This window comes from Mesorhizobium sp. CAU 1741, from assembly GCF_039839275.1.
In the GTDB taxonomy this organism is placed as follows: Bacteria; Pseudomonadota; Alphaproteobacteria; order Rhizobiales; family Rhizobiaceae; genus Aerobium.
Genome location: NZ_JBDOQP010000001.1, coordinates 432634 through 451533, shown reverse-complemented (window position 1 = coordinate 451533; position 18900 = coordinate 432634). Strand labels below are relative to the sequence as shown.

17 protein-coding genes and 1 tRNA gene are annotated in these 18900 nt (G+C 62.9%); 11 read left to right on the top strand and 7 right to left on the bottom strand.

Annotation, left to right across the window (positions count from 1 at the left end; all coding sequences use genetic code 11):
• Positions 1-44 precede the first annotated feature (44 nt).
• Positions 45-740 carry a cell cycle two-component system response regulator CtrA gene (gene ctrA, locus AAFN84_RS02135; RefSeq protein ID WP_347512794.1) on the bottom strand — a complete coding sequence of 232 codons (696 nt, stop codon included), beginning with the start codon at positions 738-740 and terminating at the stop codon, positions 45-47.
• Positions 741-1186: 446 nt separating this feature from the next.
• Between ctrA and AAFN84_RS02130 the strand changes: the two genes are divergently transcribed.
• Complete coding sequence (locus tag AAFN84_RS02130; RefSeq protein WP_347512792.1) at positions 1187-1564, top strand: flagellar export protein FliJ; 378 nt, start codon at positions 1187-1189, stop codon at positions 1562-1564.
• A gap of 210 nt (positions 1565-1774) precedes the next feature.
• Here AAFN84_RS02130 and AAFN84_RS02125 read toward each other — a convergent pair whose 3' ends face one another.
• Positions 1775-2050 (bottom strand): DUF1153 domain-containing protein, encoded by a 276-nt coding sequence (locus AAFN84_RS02125; protein WP_091524245.1) that lies wholly within the window; start codon positions 2048-2050, stop codon positions 1775-1777.
• 266 nt (positions 2051-2316) lie between these two features.
• Here AAFN84_RS02125 and mnmA point away from each other — a divergent pair, with 266 nt between their 5' ends.
• Positions 2317-3507: a tRNA 2-thiouridine(34) synthase MnmA gene (gene mnmA, locus AAFN84_RS02120; protein WP_347512790.1), complete on the top strand. Its 1191-nt coding sequence runs from the start codon at positions 2317-2319 to the stop codon at positions 3505-3507.
• A 95-nt stretch (positions 3508-3602) separates the two neighbouring features.
• Here the strand turns inward: mnmA and AAFN84_RS02115 are convergent, their stop codons facing one another.
• Positions 3603-4556 carry a Gfo/Idh/MocA family oxidoreductase gene (locus AAFN84_RS02115; RefSeq protein ID WP_347512788.1) on the bottom strand — a complete coding sequence of 318 codons (954 nt, stop codon included), beginning with the start codon at positions 4554-4556 and terminating at the stop codon, positions 3603-3605.
• Between the two features lie 336 nt (positions 4557-4892).
• Here AAFN84_RS02115 and AAFN84_RS02110 point away from each other — a divergent pair.
• Positions 4893-4969, top strand: a tRNA-Met gene (locus AAFN84_RS02110).
• A gap of 475 nt (positions 4970-5444) precedes the next feature.
• Here AAFN84_RS02110 and AAFN84_RS02105 read toward each other — a convergent pair.
• Genes AAFN84_RS02105 through ugpC form a run of 3 tightly spaced genes read right to left on the bottom strand, consistent with a single transcriptional unit; the run spans position 5445 to position 8516 of the window.
• Positions 5445-6497 carry a hypothetical protein gene (locus AAFN84_RS02105; RefSeq protein WP_347512787.1) on the bottom strand — a complete coding sequence of 351 codons (1053 nt, stop codon included), beginning with the start codon at positions 6495-6497 and terminating at the stop codon, positions 5445-5447.
• On the bottom strand, positions 6494-7429 hold the full coding sequence (locus AAFN84_RS02100) for a PfkB family carbohydrate kinase (RefSeq protein ID WP_347512785.1): 936 nt from the start codon (positions 7427-7429) through the stop codon (positions 6494-6496). The genes AAFN84_RS02105 and AAFN84_RS02100 overlap by 4 nt, the downstream gene beginning before the upstream one ends.
• A complete protein-coding gene (ugpC, locus tag AAFN84_RS02095; protein WP_347512783.1) occupies positions 7422-8516 on the bottom strand; it encodes a sn-glycerol-3-phosphate ABC transporter ATP-binding protein UgpC in 1095 nt (364 codons plus the stop codon). Before ugpC ends, AAFN84_RS02100 begins: the two co-directional genes overlap by 8 nt.
• A 316-nt stretch (positions 8517-8832) precedes the next feature.
• On the opposite strand from ugpC, the gene AAFN84_RS02090 reads away from it, so the two are divergent.
• From AAFN84_RS02090 to AAFN84_RS02060, 7 genes are read left to right on the top strand one after another with little or no spacing between them, the layout of a single operon-like run.
• Positions 8833-9783, top strand: coding sequence for an ROK family protein (locus AAFN84_RS02090; RefSeq protein ID WP_347512782.1), 951 nt, complete (start codon positions 8833-8835; stop codon positions 9781-9783).
• A 1-nt stretch (position 9784) separates the two neighbouring features.
• Positions 9785-11137, top strand: coding sequence for a hypothetical protein (locus tag AAFN84_RS02085; protein ID WP_347512781.1), 1353 nt, complete (start codon positions 9785-9787; stop codon positions 11135-11137).
• Entirely contained in the window at positions 11130-13115 is a 1986-nt protein-coding gene (locus tag AAFN84_RS02080; RefSeq protein WP_347512779.1) for a TIM-barrel domain-containing protein, read from the top strand. Before AAFN84_RS02085 ends, AAFN84_RS02080 begins: the two co-directional genes overlap by 8 nt.
• A 43-nt stretch (positions 13116-13158) precedes the next feature.
• Positions 13159-14388 (top strand): sugar ABC transporter substrate-binding protein, encoded by a 1230-nt coding sequence (locus AAFN84_RS02075; RefSeq protein ID WP_347512777.1) that lies wholly within the window; start codon positions 13159-13161, stop codon positions 14386-14388.
• Between the two features lie 4 nt (positions 14389-14392).
• Positions 14393-15337 (top strand): sugar ABC transporter permease, encoded by a 945-nt coding sequence (locus AAFN84_RS02070; protein ID WP_347512776.1) that lies wholly within the window; start codon positions 14393-14395, stop codon positions 15335-15337.
• Positions 15338-15339: 2 nt separating this feature from the next.
• Entirely contained in the window at positions 15340-16239 is a 900-nt protein-coding gene (locus tag AAFN84_RS02065; protein WP_347512774.1) for a carbohydrate ABC transporter permease, read from the top strand.
• A gap of 5 nt (positions 16240-16244) precedes the next feature.
• Positions 16245-17375 carry a mandelate racemase/muconate lactonizing enzyme family protein gene (locus AAFN84_RS02060; protein WP_347512773.1) on the top strand — a complete coding sequence of 377 codons (1131 nt, stop codon included), beginning with the start codon at positions 16245-16247 and terminating at the stop codon, positions 17373-17375.
• 5 nt (positions 17376-17380) lie between these two features.
• Here AAFN84_RS02060 and AAFN84_RS02055 read toward each other — a convergent pair whose 3' ends face one another.
• The gene (locus AAFN84_RS02055; protein ID WP_347512771.1) at positions 17381-17770 is read right to left on the bottom strand and encodes a Rid family hydrolase; all 390 of its coding nucleotides are present in this window, start codon (positions 17768-17770) and stop codon (positions 17381-17383) included.
• Between the two features lie 311 nt (positions 17771-18081).
• Between AAFN84_RS02055 and AAFN84_RS02050 the strand changes: the two genes are divergently transcribed.
• A complete protein-coding gene (locus AAFN84_RS02050; protein ID WP_347512769.1) occupies positions 18082-18894 on the top strand; it encodes a creatininase family protein in 813 nt (270 codons plus the stop codon).
• The last annotated feature ends 6 nt before the right edge of the window (positions 18895-18900 follow it).

Sequence of the window (18900 nt, the reverse complement as noted above, 5' to 3'; positions counted from 1 at the left end):
CACTGACAATGTCACTGGCCCCGAAACGTGAGTGAGACTGCTGCTCAGGCGCTTTCGCGGATTTCTTCCGGCTCGCGCAGCACGTAGCCACGTCCCCACACCGTCTCGATGTAGTTCTGGCCGCCCGACGCCGCGTCAAGCTTCTTGCGCAGCTTGCAGATGAAGACGTCGATGATCTTCAATTCGGGTTCGTCCATGCCACCATAAAGGTGGTTGAGGAACATTTCCTTGGTCAGGGTTGTACCCTTGCGGAGCGAAAGCAGCTCCAGCATCTGGTACTCCTTGCCCGTCAGGTGGACCCGCTGTCCGCCGACCTCGACCGTCTTTGCGTCGAGGTTGACCACCAGGTCGCCGGTATTGATCACCGACTGGGCGTGGCCCTTCGAACGGCGCACGATCGCATGGATGCGGGCGACGAGTTCGTCCTTGTGGAACGGCTTGGTCATGTAGTCGTCGGCGCCGAAGCCGAGACCACGGACCTTGTCCTCGATGCCGGCCATACCCGACAGGATCAGGATCGGCGTCTTTACCTTCGACAACCTCAGTGTCCGCAGAACCTCGTAGCCCGACATGTCGGGAAGGTTGAGATCGAGCAGAATGATGTCGTAATCATAAAGCTTGCCAAGATCGACACCTTCCTCGCCGAGGTCGGTAGTGTAGACATTGAAGCTCTCTGACTTGAGCATCAGCTCGATGCTCTGCGCCGTGGCGCTATCGTCTTCAATGAGCAGAACGCGCATTTAGGTCCCCTTTCCCCGCCGCCGAATCGGGTTCAGCGAGCTTCCGGCACTCGGAGCAGTGATTGCCTGAATCGGAGGCTGCCATGCAATGGTTAACAAAATATGATTCCCGATTGCAAGCGATATTACTCCAACTCAGCGAATAGCTGCATCCCACTGAATCTAAACAAATTTCACATTAACGGGATGTTAATGTGACGGTTTAAGAAAAACTGGCAAGAGACTCATAATGAGTCGCTTTGCCGGTTCTGGCTGCAAGGAGGCATCTTTACCCGCCCTTAAGCCCTCTCAGCTATGATTAACAATGCGCGTAAACGAATGGTTACCGAGCGCGCCAAAGTTTAGGAATTTGTTTGCGACCTTGCGAAGATAATCGGTGCTGTCGCAAAAAAGACAGACCAGCGCCCCTTGGCGGTGCAGCGTATGCGTTTCGGGAGTAGCGAGTGATGAAGTCACGTGAAAACCTCGTGCGGCTGAAGCAGTTTCAGGTCAACGAGAAGCGCAAGCAGCTCTTGCAGCTCGACATGATGATTGCCGAGTTCGACCGCATGGCCAACGAGCTCGACCTGCAGATTGGCGCCGAGGAGAAGAAGGCCGGCATCACCGACATCAACCACTTTGCCTATCCGACCTTCGCAAAGGCGGCCCGGCTGCGCCGCGACAATCTCAAGAACTCCCAGGCCGACCTTCTGCAGCAGCGCGAAGCCGCTGAAGCGGCGCTGAAGGAAGCGGAGGCGGAACTCGAGAAGGCCGAACGGCTGGAGTCACGCGACCCCAAGGCCAAGGACTCCGACACTAGCACGCGCTCGGCAATGATCGGCTAAGGCCGCGCTTCATCGCATTTTGATCCGGACCTGCCGCACCGCTTCTCCCACTCGGAGAAGCGGCATTTTGGCTTTGGGCCCGCTCAACCGGTTCGCAGCTTCAATGCGTGTCGAGCGACCTGGAACCGGAGATGGAATCCGGAAGGCCGGCTGCGCATGGAGCGTAGCCGGCATCCCTTATGAGGAGAAGCTTCAGGATCGGTTCGAAAATCAGTGTCTGTATTGCTGGATGCGTGTCGTGCGCAGCCCTGCCAAGCCATATTCGTCAATCGACGCCTGCCAGGAGAGGAATTCCTCGACTGTCAGTTTGTAACGCTGACACGCTTCTTCGAGGCTGAGCAAACCGCCGCGCACAGCCGCAACGACTTCCGCCTTGCGCCTGATGACCCAGCGCCTCGTGTTTGTCGGCGGTAAATCGGCAACAGTAAGCGGGCTGCCGTCCGGCCCAATGACATATTTGACGCGTGGTCTAACCAGATCGGTCATCGTACTCTCTACAAAAACTCAAGCACCAATCGAAGGGACACTAGCGCGCTGGCTTTAAAATTTGCCTAAGCGCCCGCTAATGCATAAGTAAGGAATGTGAATCCCGCGTTAGGGTTTTGGCGGGCATTTGATTAGAATGCCGCGCTCACGGCATTCCGGCCCCGGCTGGCGGTCTCGCGACGCTTGACCTATAATGCGGTCAGGTTCATTGAGACGCCGCGCGCGCCAGCCCGAAGACACAGCAGAGCCAGACGGAACCACGCATCATGAACAGCCTCGACCTGCCCGGACGCCCGGAAGCGACACGAGTCGTCGTCGCCATGTCGGGTGGCGTCGATTCGTCAGTCGTCGCCGGCCTCCTGAAGCAGGAGGGCTACGATGTGGTGGGCGTGACGCTGCAGCTCTACGATCACGGGGCATCCGTGCATCGCGCCGGCTCATGCTGTGCCGGCCAGGATATCGACGACGCCCGCCGGGTTTCCGAGACACTCGGCATTCCCCATTACGTGCTCGACTATGAAGAGCGCTTCAGGAAGGCGGTGATCGACCCGTTCGCCGCAAGCTACGTCGCCGGCGAAACCCCGATCCCCTGCGTGTCGTGCAACCAGACCGTCAAGTTCGCCGACCTTCTCGCCACAGCGCGCGAACTCGGCGCCGACGCGCTTGCCACGGGTCACTATATCCGCAGCAAGGCAAACGGCGCTCACCGCGCGCTCTACCGGCCGGTCGACGCGGATCGCGACCAGAGCTATTTCCTCTTTGCCACCACCCAGGCGCAGATCGATTTCCTGCGCTTCCCGCTGGGCGGCCTTTCCAAGCCGCAGGTGCGCGAGGCCGCCGAGGCGATGGGCCTCACCGTCGCCACCAAGCAGGACAGCCAGGATATCTGCTTCGTGCCGCAGGGCAAATATACCGACATCATCGCCAAGCTGAGGCCGACGGCCGCGACTCCCGGCGATATCGTCCACATCGACGGCCGCGTGCTCGGCCGCCATGACGGCATTCTGCGATACACGATCGGCCAGCGCCGCGGTATCGGTGTCGCGTCTGGCGAACCGCTCTACGTTGTGCATCTGGACCCCGATCGCGCGCGCGTCATCGTCGGACCCCGCGAAGCGCTGGAGACTCACAAGATTTTCCTGCGCGACTTGAACTGGCTCGGCGACGACGATCTGGCCGCCCTGCCAAAGACCGGTCTGGAACTTTTCGCCAAGGTTCGCTCGACCCGCCCTCCCCGCCCGGCGGTGCTGCACGGCAAGGATGGCGTCGCGTGGGTCGAACTCGTTGACGGCGAGAGCGGCATCGCCCCCGGCCAGGCCTGTGTTCTCTATTCCGACGATGGCAATGAGGCGCGTGTGCTCGGCGGCGGCTTCATCGAACGCTCCGAGCGCGGTGCCGAGGCTGAGGCGATGCTGTCCCGGCTCGCGGCCGAACCCGTGGAAAAGCAGAGCGCCTGACGCCACTGGCGCAACGGCTCCATCAACCCACCGTCCTCATCCTGAACCGTGATCGAGCCTCGCATGACGCACGATGTCCCGCGCTATCCCCGCGATCAGTCGTGCCCGACGGTTCCAGCGGTCAGGATGCGCAACACGCCAATCGCTTCTTCGCCGCTGGTGCGCGGCTCGGCGCGCGTGCCGATGCACTCGATGAAATGCTCAAGCTCACGCGTAAGCGGCATGCCTGACGTCACCGGCACATAGGACGGCTCGTTGGTGGTGAAGGCCCAGTGGCCGCTGTCCTGCCACACCGCATGGCGGTAGACGGCTAGCTTCCGGTCCCAGGGCTCGACATCGTCGAACACTGCCATCGCCTTCGTTCCAACAACGGTCAGCCGCCGCTCGCGATACGGGTTGAGCCGCGAGGCGAAGAGATGGCTGCGCAACCCGCCGGGAAACCGCATGTGCAGATGCGCGAAGTCGCTCAGATGGTCGAGGATCGCCGCGCCTTCGCCCCTGATCTCGGTGGGCGCTGCGCCGGTGATGGCAAGGATCATCGACAGATCGTGCGGTGCCAGATCCCACAGCGCGTCGTTCTCGGTGTGGAATTTTCCAAGGCCGAGCCGGTGCGAGTGGATGTACTTGACGGTTCCGAGCTCACCCTCGTCGATCAGCTGCTTCAGCTTCTCGAAAGCGGGATGGAAACGCAGCACGTGGCCGACCATGAACACGCGTTCATGCGCCTTGGCCGCGGCGACCGCGCGCTCGGCATCCGGCACGCTGAGCGCGATCGGCTTTTCGACCAGCACGTCCTTGCCGTGCTCGACCGCGCGGATGGCCGCGTCTGCGTGGTATTGTGGCGGCAGGGCCATGACGATCGCATCTACGTCATCACGCTCGAACAGCAGGTCCGGCTCGATGACCAGGCACTCCTGCTCGCTGGCGAAGCCTTCGGCGCGAGCGCCATTGGCATCGGACACGGCGTGGAGTGCGCCGAGCGATTTGAGTGTGCGGATGTGATTGGAGCCCCAATAGCCGCATCCGAGGACGGCAATACGCGGTTTCATGAACCCTGTGACCGGAAAACTTCGACGTGGAGACATAGTCGGGCGCTGGCGCGAACTCAACCCCGCCGCAGCGGAAAAGCGGCACCGAGGCCATCTTTTGCCGGCTGCGGCACTCCGCGCGCCGCCCGCCACGCTTCAAGCCGCCGTGCAGGCCCCGACCGCGCCTGCCCCGAACCCGTCTGTCGAACAGCACCAAAATGCCCGGGGACGCGTCTCCAATTTGCCCGGATGCGCGCTTGACAGTCCCGCCACTGCCCCCTTATATCCGCGCGACCTTGACGACGGCCCCCGCTTCGCGCGGCACTGCAACAAGCGGCGATGAGCCGGTCGAGACGGGGCGGAGTAGCTCAGTAGGTTAGAGCAGAGGAATCATAATCCTTGTGTCGGGGGTTCGAATCCCTCCTCCGCTACCATTGGTCAAAGTATCAGGAAAACCAAACGGTTAAGTCCGGACGGGATTCGGATGACTGTGAGACATCCCGCACAGATGTATGCGGAGATGTAATAGCCCTGCCATCCTATCTTTCCCGACGCGAGGGACGCTACTACCTGCAGGTGCGCCTTGCGCGCCGGTGGCAGTGCTCCCGAATGGGGTCGGAGCGACATGCAGGTGATCGCCGGCCTTGGCGCGATCCCATCCTGCTTTCAGACAGGTTCATACGTCGGTTCGGCACGTGAGTTCGATCCACCGCCAGTCTCAAGCCAAGGCCAAATTGCCGGGCACGTGACCTCTCCCCAATATGAACCGCGCGAGCAGCCTGGGCTCCGCCCCTATTCGAGCAAAGTTGCTCGCCAGAAGCTGCCTGTTGCGGATCGCCACCTCACAGTCGATCAAGAGCAGTCGTCGATCTATGAATTGGCGTCACCCGCGTCACTGAGAAATGCTCCTTATGCTGCCTTGAGCAGCGGCTGGCTGACAAGCTGATCCTCTTCCAGCGCCATGCGCGCCGGAATGCGTCCTTTTGCGAGCCGGTCGTGATAGAGCGACACGCCGTCGGCCGGTGTCAAATCGCCATCGGCAACGCGGCGAAGAATTTCGATCAGGTCGAGCGGCGATTCCGCTTGATTGATCTTGCGGCCGAACAGCGCAAGACGTGCTCCATGCCGTTTCGACTGCGCGAGCAGTTCGAGCGTGTCGCGGGTGGTGCCGCCCGCACCGCCGAGGACGCCCACGATCATCTCCTCGTCATAGGCCACCAGTTCCTCCATCTGGCGCGGCCCGTTGTAGGCGACCTTGAGGAATATGGGCGCCGCATCGCGATCGATGCCTGCAAGGCAGCGTACGATGCAGTCGTTGACGAATTGGCCGATCTCCTCGCCTGCAAGCGTGCCGACATTCGGGTTGAAGACTTCGAGGAAGTGCCTGAAGCCGAGCGCGTTGCACTCCGCGCGGAACGCACTGTATGCGGTCAATGTGCGATGATCGGCATCGACATCGTTAGTAAAGGTCAGGCTGTAGAGGCCGAGATCGGCGCCGGCGACGCCCTTCGACAGCGGCGCACGGCCGCCATGCATGACCCGCGCCAGATCGGCCGTCCGAAATGGCTGCGACGGGGAGGCGCGATATGCGCCATGGCGCGGCAGCCAGATTTCGCTCGTGTCGTTGACGCGCGCGCCCCGCGCCATCTTGCAGTTTGCGAAGAGGTTTTCCTCGATCGCCAGCTTGTGCAGATTGTACGCGGAAAGCAGCATCAGATCGACGATGTCCTGCTTTACCACCGCGCGGACGATGTCGAGAAATTCTTGGCGATTGCCCGGCCTTTCCTTGCCATTCTCATCGCGGACGGTCCCCAGTGCAGCGATGCCGCGCGCCATGTCGGGATCCTTGGCGTCGCAGATGAGAAATTCCTTCGACCCGGCGGGGTCGCGCCTGATCGCGGCCAGCTTCTCGTCGAGCCTGGTGTTTCGTTCCATGGGCGTCGGAGTGAAACCTTCAGTCATCTTACAGCAATCCAATCAAGGTCCAGTGTGGGGTCGAAACGCAGCAGCGCCTGTGGCGTGGGCAGACCGGCGCGCCCGCCCGGAACTGTGCATTTTAGAGCGGCAACGCTGTTGGCGAAGCGGATCGCTTCTTCCAGCGATCTGCCATGAGACATCGCGAGAGCAAAGGCGCCGTGAAAGGCGTCGCCGGCGCCGACCGTGTCGACCACGTCGACATGAGGCGCGCGGGCATTGCGCAGCACGTCCCCATCGAGCCAATAGAGGCCGTCGGAACCATCGGTGACGCCGACGATCTTGTGGCCGGGGCGGCGGGCGCGACGCAAACCCTCTTCGATCGAGTCCGCGCCCGTGAACTGGGCGAGGCCCGGTCGGGAGAACACGACATGGTCGCAACCGGCGATGATGGGTTCAACCAGCTCGCGCGGGTGACGGGTGATCTCGGCGTCCAGGACCGATGGAATGCCTTCGCGTTTCGCCTGTTCCAAGCAAGCAAGCGAGCCGTGCGGCCATGACAGATCGCAAAGCAGCGCTCCGCCCAGCGTTTCCGGGCGCAGCCAGTCGGCGTCGGTCGGCGTGTCGGGATCGACATAGGCGACGATGAGCCGCTCCCCGTGCCTGTCCACCAGGATGACGGCGCCAGGTGACCGGTTGTCGTCGAATACGCGCAACCAGGTGGTGTCGATGCCCTCTGCGCTCAGCTCATCGCTGATCGCGTTTCCCGTGGCATCGGCGCCAATCCGCGCCGCGATTGTCGCGCGCCCACCAAGTCGCGCGATCGCGACGGCCGCCGTGGCAGCCGGTCCGCCTCCGACGTCGCGACGCTCCCGTGCGTAGACTTTCACCGGCTCGCGGGGGATATCGTCGACCGAGAAAATCGTGTCCTGGATGGCAAGGCCAACGCAGAAGACCTTTCCGCGGCGTTGCTCAGACAAGGCGCGCACCGGTATCTGGATGGAAGAGATGAACGGCCTCGCCACCGACGCGGAAGCGCATGCTCTTGTCGCCGGTTTCGGCGGCACCGGGGCGAATGCGTGCCATCACCTCGCGCTGGCCGAGCTTGACCACGGCGATCGAGTCGGCACCGTGTTCTTCCACCAGCACGATTTCGGAATCGAATTCGTCCGGGCCGTGCGGACCTTCGGCGATGGACAGGTGCTCAGCGCGCATGCCGACATCGACGCGTTCGACGCCGGCCCGCTCGATGCTTTCGTTGCGCGATGCAGGCAACCGGATCGTCTGGTCCTTACCGAAATCGAGGAGGAAGGCATCGCCGTCCCGCCGCAGCGTCGCGGGTACGAGGCTCATCGGCGGCGAGCCGATGAAGGTGCCGACAAAACTGTTGACAGGCCGCTGGTAGATGTCGCCCGGCGTGCCGATCTGCTGCACCTCGCCGAGCTTCAGCACGACGATCCGGTCGGCCATGGTCATGGCCTCGATCTGGTCGTGCGTCACGTAAATGCTCGTCGTGCCTAGCGCGTTCTGGAGCTTGCGTATCTCCATGCGCATTCCGACCCGCAGCTTAGCATCGAGATTGGAAAGCGGTTCGTCGAAAAGGAACACCTTGGGGTCGCGGATCAGGGCACGCCCCAGCGCGACGCGTTGACGCTGCCCGCCGGACAATGCGCGCGGCTTGCGTTCGAGCAAGGTGTCGAGTTCCAGCATCTTCGCGACTTCGGAGACTTTTGCGTCGATCTGCTCGGGAGCGAGCGCCCGCATCTTGAGGGCAAATCCTAGATTTTCGGCGACCGTCATATGCGGATAGAGCGCGTAATCTTGAAACACCATGGCCATGTCACGGTCGCGCGGCGCCACCTGGTTCAGGCTGTGTCCGTCAAGCTTGATTTCGCCCGATGTGATCTCCTCCAGACCGGCGATCATGCGCAGCAGCGTGCTCTTGCCGCAGCCGGATGGCCCTACCAGCACGATGAACTCGCCATGGGTGACATCGAGGTCCACGGCCCTGACCGCCTCCACGCCACCAAACCGCTTTTGCACCCCCCGCAGTGTCAACTCTGCCACTTTGTTCTCGCTCCCTGTTGACAAGTCGCTTCCATAAAGCAGAATAATTACACAGTGTAAACATGACCGAGAGCCGATGTCCGGACGATTTGTGCCCCGTAGCAGAAGGCAGACGAGAGCAACCGTTCTCGAGAGTCTTCTGCGCACAAAAGGCGCATTTCGCACTGATTTGGCTCGAGAAACCAGCCTTACCGAGGCGAGTGTTTCGCGCATCGTCGCAGATTTGCGCAGTGAAAAACTGGTTGAAGAGAGGAAGGAATCCGCACCTCATGCAGGTGGTCCGACTGCCCTCGTTACATTGAGTAATAATATCAATGTGCTCGGTATCGAGCTGTCCAACAGCCGCCTTTCCTTCGGTGTCGGCAATCTCGGCGGAACGCTGGACTACGTCGAGCGAATGCCGGCATCGCCGAACCTCGACCAGGACGAGTTCGAAAGGCTGTTTGCGGCAAGCACCGTCGCGTTACGCGAGTGGACGGATGCCCGTGGCGTCGATCTGCGTCAGGCTGCGATGTCCATCCCAGGCTACGGGCGGGAGGCTGGCAACCCGATCTTTCCGTGGGACATGGCGCGCCTCAAAAGGTTCCTGGGCAAGGTGCTGCCGAGGCTGCCGCTCACTCTGACGAACTCGGTCGTCGCGCAGGCTGCGTTCAATCGCTATGCGATGCCCTCCACCTACGGTGTCGAAGGCGATCACCTGTTCCTGTTTGTCGGCCATGGCGTAGCAGGCGTCATCGTCAACGAGGCCGAGCCGATCGACGCCTTCTCCCCGTTCGAGATGGGGCACATGGTCATCGAGCGCGACGGTCTCCTCTGCCGTTGCGGTCATCGCGGTTGCCTTGAGGCGTACACCTCGTTGCGCGCCGTTTCGACGATCATCGGCGTGCCGGGCAACGAGATTCTCGCTCGCGGCGATCGGTTCCTCGATGCCCTTGAGGTCGATGATGTGGCGCGCGACATGCTGCGCGAGCGTCAGTTCCTGATCGGTCTCGCGCTCGGAAACGCGCTCAACCTGCATCCCGTCCCGGCAGTCGTGATCAGTGGCTGGCCCTCGCTTACGCCCGGGTCGGACCGGAGCGCGATTTTTGACGGACTGAACCAGAGCCTGCTGGGTGGTTATGACGAAGGGCGCCTTTCGCTCTCCTTCATCGCGCCATCGATCGGGAACGACCCGAAGGCCGCTCTCAGCTATGCGGCCTATTGTTTTGTAAGCGGCGGCGGGCTCGAGGCAGCTCGCGATGCGCCCGCGATGGAGGAGACTACCTGAAATGCTGACCAGAACCGACCCGGTCCAGGCCGACGGGAATCGTATCGGTGTGCTCTTCGTGGCTTCGCCGCTCTTTTCGGAGGCGGCAGCAGCAGAGCTGGTTACGCGTACCGACCAGCTGATGGGTGGCGGTGGGCTAAAAGGCCGGTTCGCGCTTGCGGGCAAGCTGGCGCGCGATCGCGATACCTGTCGTGAAGCGATTGCGTCCCTCGATTTCGACGCGCTCGACGGGCTGGTCGTCCAGCTTTCCACCTTCTGTACGGCCGAGCTCCTGCACGACGTGCTCGACGCCGTCGGCGACCGGCCGATCCCCATTGCGATTTGGGCGCTGGAGGAGGCCGACGAGATAGTCACCAATTCGCTGTGCGGTGCGCAGCTCTGGGCCTCCACCCTCATCCGCTTCGGCCACGGTTTCACATTGCTGCTCGGCAATCCGGAGGATCCGCCCCTGGCGGGAGAGCTCGCCGCATTCGCCGCGGCATCGCGTGCGCATAGTCGCTTGCGTGGCGCGCGGATCGCGTTGATCGGCTCGCATGCCGACTGGTTCACAAATCTCGCCGTTGACCCCTGGATGTTACGCCAGCGTCTCGGCATCACCATCCAGCAGACGACGCTGGTGCGCTTTCTCGAAGCCTGCAATGCCGACGACGAGGCCGTGCAGCTCGGTGCAAGCCGCTGGGCGGAGGCTTCCTTCGACGGTGGCGATGACGAGGCCGGCCGCCTCGCGCTGGGCCGCACCTATGCGCAGCTTGCGGCGGGACTTGACCGGATCGAAGCCGACGCCGTCGCGATCCGCGACTGGCCGGAGATTCTCTACGCCGAGGATTTCAAGGGAACCTGGGGCGCGCTGGGCGAGCTTTCCGACCGCACAGTGCCAATCGCGCCGGAAGGCGATGTGATGGGTGCCGCGACCGCTCTGGTGGCACGCGCGTTCGATCCCGCTTCGCTGCCGTTCCTCACCGACATTTCCGGGCTCGACCGTGCAAGCGATCGGCTCGTCCTATGGCACTACGGCGTCAGCCCGCGTCTTGCAGACGGCCCGCGCTCGCTCGATCCGGCGCTCAAGCAGGAAACCTTCCCGCTGAAGGCCGGCCCGATCACGCTGATACGGCTGTCGCTGCGCGACGACGGCACCCTGCGCATCTTCGTCAGCGAGGGCGAGATCGAGGCAGAAAAGCCCCGCGCCAACCGCGCGGCGGGCTATTTCCGTCCTGCCGAGGCCGGCGCGGAAGAGCTGGTTCGCCATTTCATCGACGAGGGCTACGAGCACCATGTGACCGCCGTCTATGGACGCTGGGCCGATGCGGTGCTCCATCTCGGACGGCAGCTCGGCGTGAAGGTCGATCATGTCTGAAACGCCGACGGTCTTCGCCCTCGGTGGCGACGCGCCATGGCGCCCGGTATCCATAGGCTGGAGAGCCGACGGCGGCTCGTGGACGCATCTGCAGCCTGATCGCGCCAATGGCATCGACGTGACAACAACCGCCGATGCCGGCGGCAAGAGCTTCCGACTGACGATCGAAAAGGCCGATGCGGCGGCCCTCGACATCGCGTTCGCCGTGCCTCGCAAGTTTCAGGCCTTCGGCGGCGGCGAGCGTTTCGAGACGCTGGACCTGCGCGGCCAGTCGGTTCGCTACTATCTGGAGAATTTCGGCCTCGGGAACGGCACGTACCTTCCGTCGCCGTGGATCGCGACGACGCTTGGCTACGGCCTTTACCTGCCAGACGAGGCGCCGGCGGTTTTCCACATCGCGGCACCCTTCGATCCCAACATGCTGCGCATCCAGGTGGAAGGAAGCCGCCTCAAACTCGAAATCCATCTCGGCGACCTTGGCGAACTCTACGCAGCGCTGATCGGGCGTATTGGGCCTCCGCTGATGCCGGAGGAGAGCTTCTTCGACCTCTGGAAGGCCGGCGACTGGCGCATCGAAAACGCGGGGACCGTGCAGGCCGACCTTGACGGTCACTCCGCACTAGGCCTGCCGATGGGCGTCAAGCTGATCGACGCCTACTGGGCGAGTGAAGTGCACTCCTTCGCCTTCGATACGCAAAAATACCCCGATGCCGACGCCATGGTCCGACGCATGGCGCAAGACGGGACCGAGATCTATCTCTGGCTTTGCCCCTGGGTGGTCGTCGGCACCAAATCCTTCGAGTTCGCACGGGCGAACGGCTACACGATCGTCGACGCTAAGGGCGAACTGATCACGCGCAGGCCGGGCGCGAACCCCAACATCGTGGCGGCGCTGATCGACTACTCGAAACCGGAAGCCGCCGCATGGTGGGCGGACAGTCTGCGTAGCCTGCTTCGGAAAGGCATCAAGGGCTTCAAGGCCGACTTCGGCGAGCAGTTGCCCGAGCATGCCGTGCTTCACTCGGGCGAGACCGGCGGCAAGGCGCACAATGCCTTCGTGCGCTACTATCTGGAGGCGACGATTGCGGCCTTTGACGGAAAGGTGCCGGCCATCATCAGCCGTTCTGGTTCGCCGCGCGTGCGCACGCCCATCTGGACCGGGGACCAGACATCGGATTTCTGCCCCAAAACGGGGCTGCCATCCTCCGTCCGCGCGGTACAGAGCGCAGCGTTCTGCGGCTGGTCCTTCGTTGGCAGTGACCTTGGCGGCTATTTCGGCACGCCAACGCCGCAGGTTTTTGCGCGCTGGACGCAGTTCTCCTGCTTCACGCCGCTGATGATGCTGCACGGCCTCGGCTGTCGCGAGCCATGGGACATGGATGAGCAGTCCGCCGCCGTCTATCACACCTACGGCAAGCTTCATCTGGCGCTCAGGCCGATCTTCGAGCGCTACGGGCGGGAGGCTGCGCAAGGCGGCACACCAATGATGCGGATGATGCCGCTCGCCTTCCCCGAGATCGACTGGTCGGCCGTCAACGACTGGGACCAGCAATACATGCTCGGCGACGACATCCTGGTCGCCCCCGTCGCGTTCTATGGCAACACGCGCGCCGTCTTTCTTCCGCAAGGCGACTGGTTCGACGTGTTGACGGGCGCGTTCGTGTCCGGTCTGGCGTGGCGCATCCACGACGTGCCACTCGACCGAATGCCGATCTTCATCCGCAAGGGTGCGCGGCTGACGCTGGCCAGCGACATCGCCGCTCGCCGGGCGGTCCAGCTCGTCTTCGACGATGCCGAACAGGCGGCTCAGGCGGTGCCGCAGGAAGGCTGGTCGATAGAGGCAGTCGGTGTCGTCAGCGCATCGACCGCAACCGCTTCGACCCCGCCCATGACCAAGACCTTGGAGGAATGGTTCGGAACCGGGTTCGCCTGGGACCGTCCGAAAGATCCGGAAGGAAACGTGACCGGACAACCCTGATAACAGCAGCAGCGCCACAAGGCGCACAGTGGAGGAGAAGACTATGCGACATTTCTGGAAGACCAGCACAATTGCGGCCGCACTCGTTGCCGCGCTCGGCGCGACGCCGGCATTTGCCGACAACATCGTGTTGTGGGTGAATGGACCGCTCGCCTCGGCACCCGATGCGCCAATCTATGCCGAGTTGAAGGCATTCGAGGCCGAAACCGGTCATACGGTGGAACTGCAGGCCGTTCCGCATATGGAGATGGAGCGCAACCTATTCGTCGCGCTGTCCGGCGGTGCCGGACCAGACGTCATGGCGCTGGACATCGCGTGGGTGGCGGGTCTGGCCGATGCCGGGCTGCTTGCCGACGTGACCGAACAGAGCGACCCGATCGCCGATGAATATCAGCCCGGCCCGCTGTCGGCCGGCCGCTTCAAGCAGCGTCAGTATGCGATGCCGCTCTACACCAACAACGTCGCGCTCTACGTCAATAACAAGATGCTGGCGGAAGCCGGCATCGACGCGCCGCCGAAGACCTGGGATGAGTTCGAGGCTGCAGCAATCGCCATGACCGACAAGAACGCCGGCACCTTCGGCCTCACATTCGGAGGGAGCCGTGTCGGCGCCTTCCAGCTCTATCCGTTCATCTGGCAGAGCGGGGCTGAGATCATCGCAGACGACGGAGCGGTTGGCGTCGGTTCGCCCGAAGCAATCGAGGCGGTGAAGTTCGTTTCCGATCTCTACACCGAACATCAAGCCATGCCGGCTTCCGTACTGACCGCCAATTCCTGGGACGAGGTCAACGCGCCCTTCATTCAGGAACGCGCGGGCATGCTGATCAGCGGCGACTGGGCCATCGGCGCGCTGAACAACGGCAATCCTGATCTCGACTATTCGATCGTCCCGCTGCCCGAGGGAGCGCAGGCTGCAACAGTGATCGGCGGCTACAATCTTGCGATCAATGCCAATAGCGACGTGTCGGAAGCGAGCTGGGAACTGGTGGAGTGGCTGACAGGCCCGCGCAGCATCGAACTGATGGCGCAATACCAGCGTCTTTCCGCTCAGGCCGCAGCCGCAACCGACGAGGCGATTGCAAAGCTGCCTGAGGATCTGCAGCCCTTCATGACGCAGGCAAGCGCCGGTCGCGCGCGTCCGGTGGTCGCGCAGTGGAGCCAGATCCATTCCGACGTCTTCGGCTCCGTGTGGGATTCGGCCCTGCGGGGCCAGCCCATCGACGAGGTGATGGCGCAAGCTGCAACGCAGATCGAACAGATACTGGGCCAGTAAAGCAATGACAGCGCGCGCTCCTACAAACCAGAAGCTGCGGCGAACCTGGTCGTCCGTCTTCGAGACGGGTGCGGGCGCGCGCATCTATCCCTATCTCATGGTGCTTCCAGCGGTCATCATCGTGGTCGGCGTGGTGGTTTATCCCCTGGTGTCCGGCATCACGTCGGCCTTCCATGACGTCACCTTGCGCACGCTCAACAGCGGCGACATGCCCTTCGTTGGCCTGCGCAACTTCGAGCGTGTCTTTGCCGATCCGAGTTTCGGCATCGCGTCGTTCAACACGCTCGTCTGGGTGGTGCTCAACGTGGTCGCCCAGCTTTCGCTCGGCCTCGGCCTGGCGTTGCTGCTTCATCGCGCAATGCCGGGCATCGGGTTCTTCCGCTCGGGCATCCTGGTTCCGTGGGTGGTTCCAAGCGTGGTCGCGGTGCTCACCTGGCGCTGGATGTACGACCCCAGCGTCGGCATCGTGAACGAACTTCTCGTCCGGTGGGGCGTCATCAACGACTACCATCCCTGGCTGGGCGATACCGCAACCTCGCTCTACGCGGTCACCGTGGAGAGCATCTGGAAAGGCACCCCGTTTGTCATGCTGCTGCTGCTCGCCGCGCTGCAGCTCGTTCCGCGCTCAATCATGGAAGCGGCATCGATGGATGGCGCATCGGGCTGGCGCAAACTGTGGCATGTGATCCTGCCGCAAATCCGGGTCTCGTTCGCGATCGCGGCGGTGCTGACATTCATCCTGACGGTCAACAACTTCAACGCCATCTGGCTGATGACGGAAGGCGGACCGCTGAATTCGTCTGAAATCCTCTTCACACTCGCCTACAAATACGGTTTCCAGCGCTATGATCTCGGCATGGCATCGGCTGTGGCCACCATGCTCTTTGTCGGTCTGGTGATAGCCACCACGCTCTATCTCAAGCTTATCCAGGCAAAGGAGGGCGAGTGACCATGAGCGGCAACACCATCACCACCCCTCCTTCCGACACTGCTGTGACGGTGCCGCCGTTGCGCCGCAGCTGGACTCCGAAATGGCTCCGCATCGGCTTCCTTTACCTCGGCCTTTGGGTAGCGTTCATCTGGTGCGTCTTTCCGTTCTACTGGATGATCGCCACGTCACTGCGTGCCAAGGACGAGCTTTTCGCACGGCCGCCCAGCCTCGTGCCGCATTCGTTCACGTTCCAGAGTTATGTGGACCTGCTGGTCGGCGCCGAATTCTGGCGGTACGCCCTCAACAGCCTGATCCTGACGGCCAGCGTCACGGTCATCAGCGTCGCGATCTCGGTGACAGCCGGCTACGCCATGGCGCGCCACCGGTTCAAGGGATCGGTAGCCCTGCCGCTGTTCATGCTCTACGGGCAGATGTTCCCGCCGGTTCTGCTGCTCATCCCGTTCTATATCCAGCTTCGCTGGTTGGGTTGGCTCGACAGCCTCTACGGTCTGATCCCCGTCTATCTCAGTTACATGCTGCCGCTCTGCGTATGGCTCATGCGCGGATTCTTCTCGCAGGTTCCGCATTCGCTGGAGGATGCGGCCAGGCTCGACGGCTGCACGCGCTGGCAGGCGTTCTGGCGCGTGATACTGCCGATGGCCCGACCGGGCATCGTCGCGGTGGCCACCTGGGTGATGATCCACACCTGGAATGAATTCCTGTACGCTAGCACGTTCATCCTCTCCGACAAGAACCGTACGCTGCCGCTCGGCCTGTCGGGCCTGATCGGCCAGTACACCACCGACTGGGGCATGCTGATGGCCGGCGGCGTTCTTACCTCGGCGCCGATCCTTCTGGTCTTCTTCTTCCTCCAGAAGCATCTGGTCTCTGGTGTCGGCGGCGGCGCGGTGAAGGGATAATCCACATGACCAAGATCAAGCGTATCCAGGCCTTTGCATTGTCCTGCCCGACACCGGGTGGTGCGGTTTTCGCGGTCGGCCGTTCCGCCAAGCGCGACATGGTGCTGGTGCGGATCGAGACCGAATGCGGCATCGTCGGTTATGGCGAGGCGCACCACGCGCAGACGCCGAGCACGATTGCCGCGTTCATCAACGACGCGCTTGGCCCCTCGCTCATCGGCATGGATGCACACGAGACCGAGGCGATCTGGGACAAGTCTTACAGGCACTACATAGCGACCCATGGACCGGGCGCTGCTGCAGTGATCGGGCTGAGTGGCGTCGACTTGGCGCTGTGGGACATAAAGGGCAAGGACCTGAGCCAGCCGGTCTATCGTCTGCTCGGCGGCAAAAGGCGGCCGATTCGCGCCTATGCGGGCGGCATCAGCCTCGGCTTTCAGCCGGTGGACGACCTCAAGCGCGAGATCGAGGGCTTCATCGCGCGCGGCTACGACTTCATGAAGCTGCGCGTCGGCGACACGCTGGAGAAAGACCTGGAACGCGTGAGCGCGATCAGGGCGGCATTCGGGGCCGAGATCACGCTTGCGGCCGATGCCGGCACCCGCTACCGGACCGCCGACGTCGCCCGCATCGCCGAAATCTGCGAGGCGGGTCGCCTTGCCTGGCTGGAGGAGCCGTTCACGCCGGACAACCTGCCTGGCTACAGGCGTCTGCGCGACCTGACGGCAACGCCGCTGGCGGCCGGCGAGAACCACTTCACGCGGCATGAACTAAGGACGCTCATCAGCGAGGAGGTCATCCAGTTCGTGCAGGCGGATTGCTGCAAGACGGGCGGCGTCACAGAGATCTTGAAGATCGCCGCTCTGGCAGGCGCATGGCACCTTCAGTTCGCGCCGCATACGAGCGCATCGGTGCTGAGCACTGCGGCGTCCACCCATGTGCTTTCGGTGGCGCCGAACGCCTTCATCTACGAGGCGGATGTCTCCGCCATCAATGCGTTCCGCGATGAGCTCGGCACCCCTTTCGAAATCGTCGATGGAACCATACTTGCGCCGGAAGCGCCGGGCCTCGGAGTCGAGATCGACGAGAAGGTGATCGAGAAATATCCGTTCATCCCCGGAGCGTCATACCAGTAGCGGCGTCAGGGCTTGCGCGCCGCGACCACCTCGACCTCGACCACGAATTCGGGGCGCGAGAATCCGGACACGATCACCAGCGTGGATGCAGGATAAGGCTCGGCAAAGAGCCGGTTGCGAACCTCCATATAGGGAGCCATATGCTCGCGCGCCGTCACATAGGCATTGATGCGCACGACGTCGGAGAGACCCATGCCGGCGGAGCGCAGGATCGATTCGGCGTTGGCGAAGCACTGCTCCGCCTGCGCGGCGCAGCCTTGCGGAACGCTGCCGTCAGACGCGTTGCCGAGTTGGCCGGAACAAAACAGCAAGTCGCTGCCAGCCGACACCAGCATGCCGTGGCTGTAGTTGGAGAAGGGGGCCGCTATGTCGCCTGCGTTGACGGATTTGGGCAATGTCGAATCTCCCTGTCGGGTCCGTTGATGCTGCGCCAAGCCATAGGACAGAAGCGGTTGTTGCGGAACCGCTTCGCGGGAGGCGGTCTGCGGCGTGGGGCGCTTGACAGTGTCACAGCCTTCGATGACATTGCGATACCCCATGGCACAGGGCTTTTACGGAACGAGCCGCAATTCGACCGGTCGCAGGGCGATCAGCGGAAAAGCGAGATGTTCGGAAAAAGCCTCATGGATATCCCCCACTATAGAATGGACCGGCGCGTCTCGCGCCTCAGCCACACGCTGCAACCATCCGACAGGAGCCTCCCCTCATGACGCGCCATCTCACCCGATGGGCCGACCTGTCGCGCGTGCAGTTCGAAACCACCGATCGAAGCCGCACAATCGCAGTGCTGCCAGTTGGCGCCATCGAGCAACATGGCCCGCATCTGCCGGTGTCTGTCGATCGCGACCTGGCGGAAGCCGTTCTGGAGCGCTCGCTTGAGCATCTGCCGGCGGACCTGCCGGTGTTGGCGATGCCCGGCTTTGCCTACGGCAAGAGCAATGAGCATGGCGCGATCCCCGGAACCATCAGCCTCTCCGCCGAAACGATGCTCCGGCTTCTCGCCGACATTGCCGGGAGCCTCGCTCGGACCGGCTTTCGCCGCATGGTGCTGTTCAACGCCCATGGCGGCAACGCACCGGTGCTCGACATCGCCGCACGCGACCTCAAGATTGAGTTCGGCCTGCATGTCGCGACCTGCAATTGGTACAATTTCAACGAAGCCGACCGACATGGCGATGCGCGCGAGCGTTCGTTCGGCATCCATGCCGGCCTGGTCGAGACCAGTGCGATGCTGGCGCTGAAGCCGGACCTCGTCGCCATGGCCGTGGCAGCCGAGTTCCGCAACGCGGCCGAAGGCTGGCAGGAGGAATTCCGCCATATCGGGCTAACCTCCGGCCGCGCGCGACCTGCATGGACCATCGAGGATCTCAGCCAGGCGGGCGCCTGCGGCAACGCCGCTGCGGCAACCGCCAAACTGGGGAAGGAACTGCTCGCAACAGCGGCGCGCAACTTTGCTTCATTCCTGTCCGAATTCTGCCGGTTCTGTGATCTGCAAGACCAGCACAACCGCGCCCGCTGAAGAAGA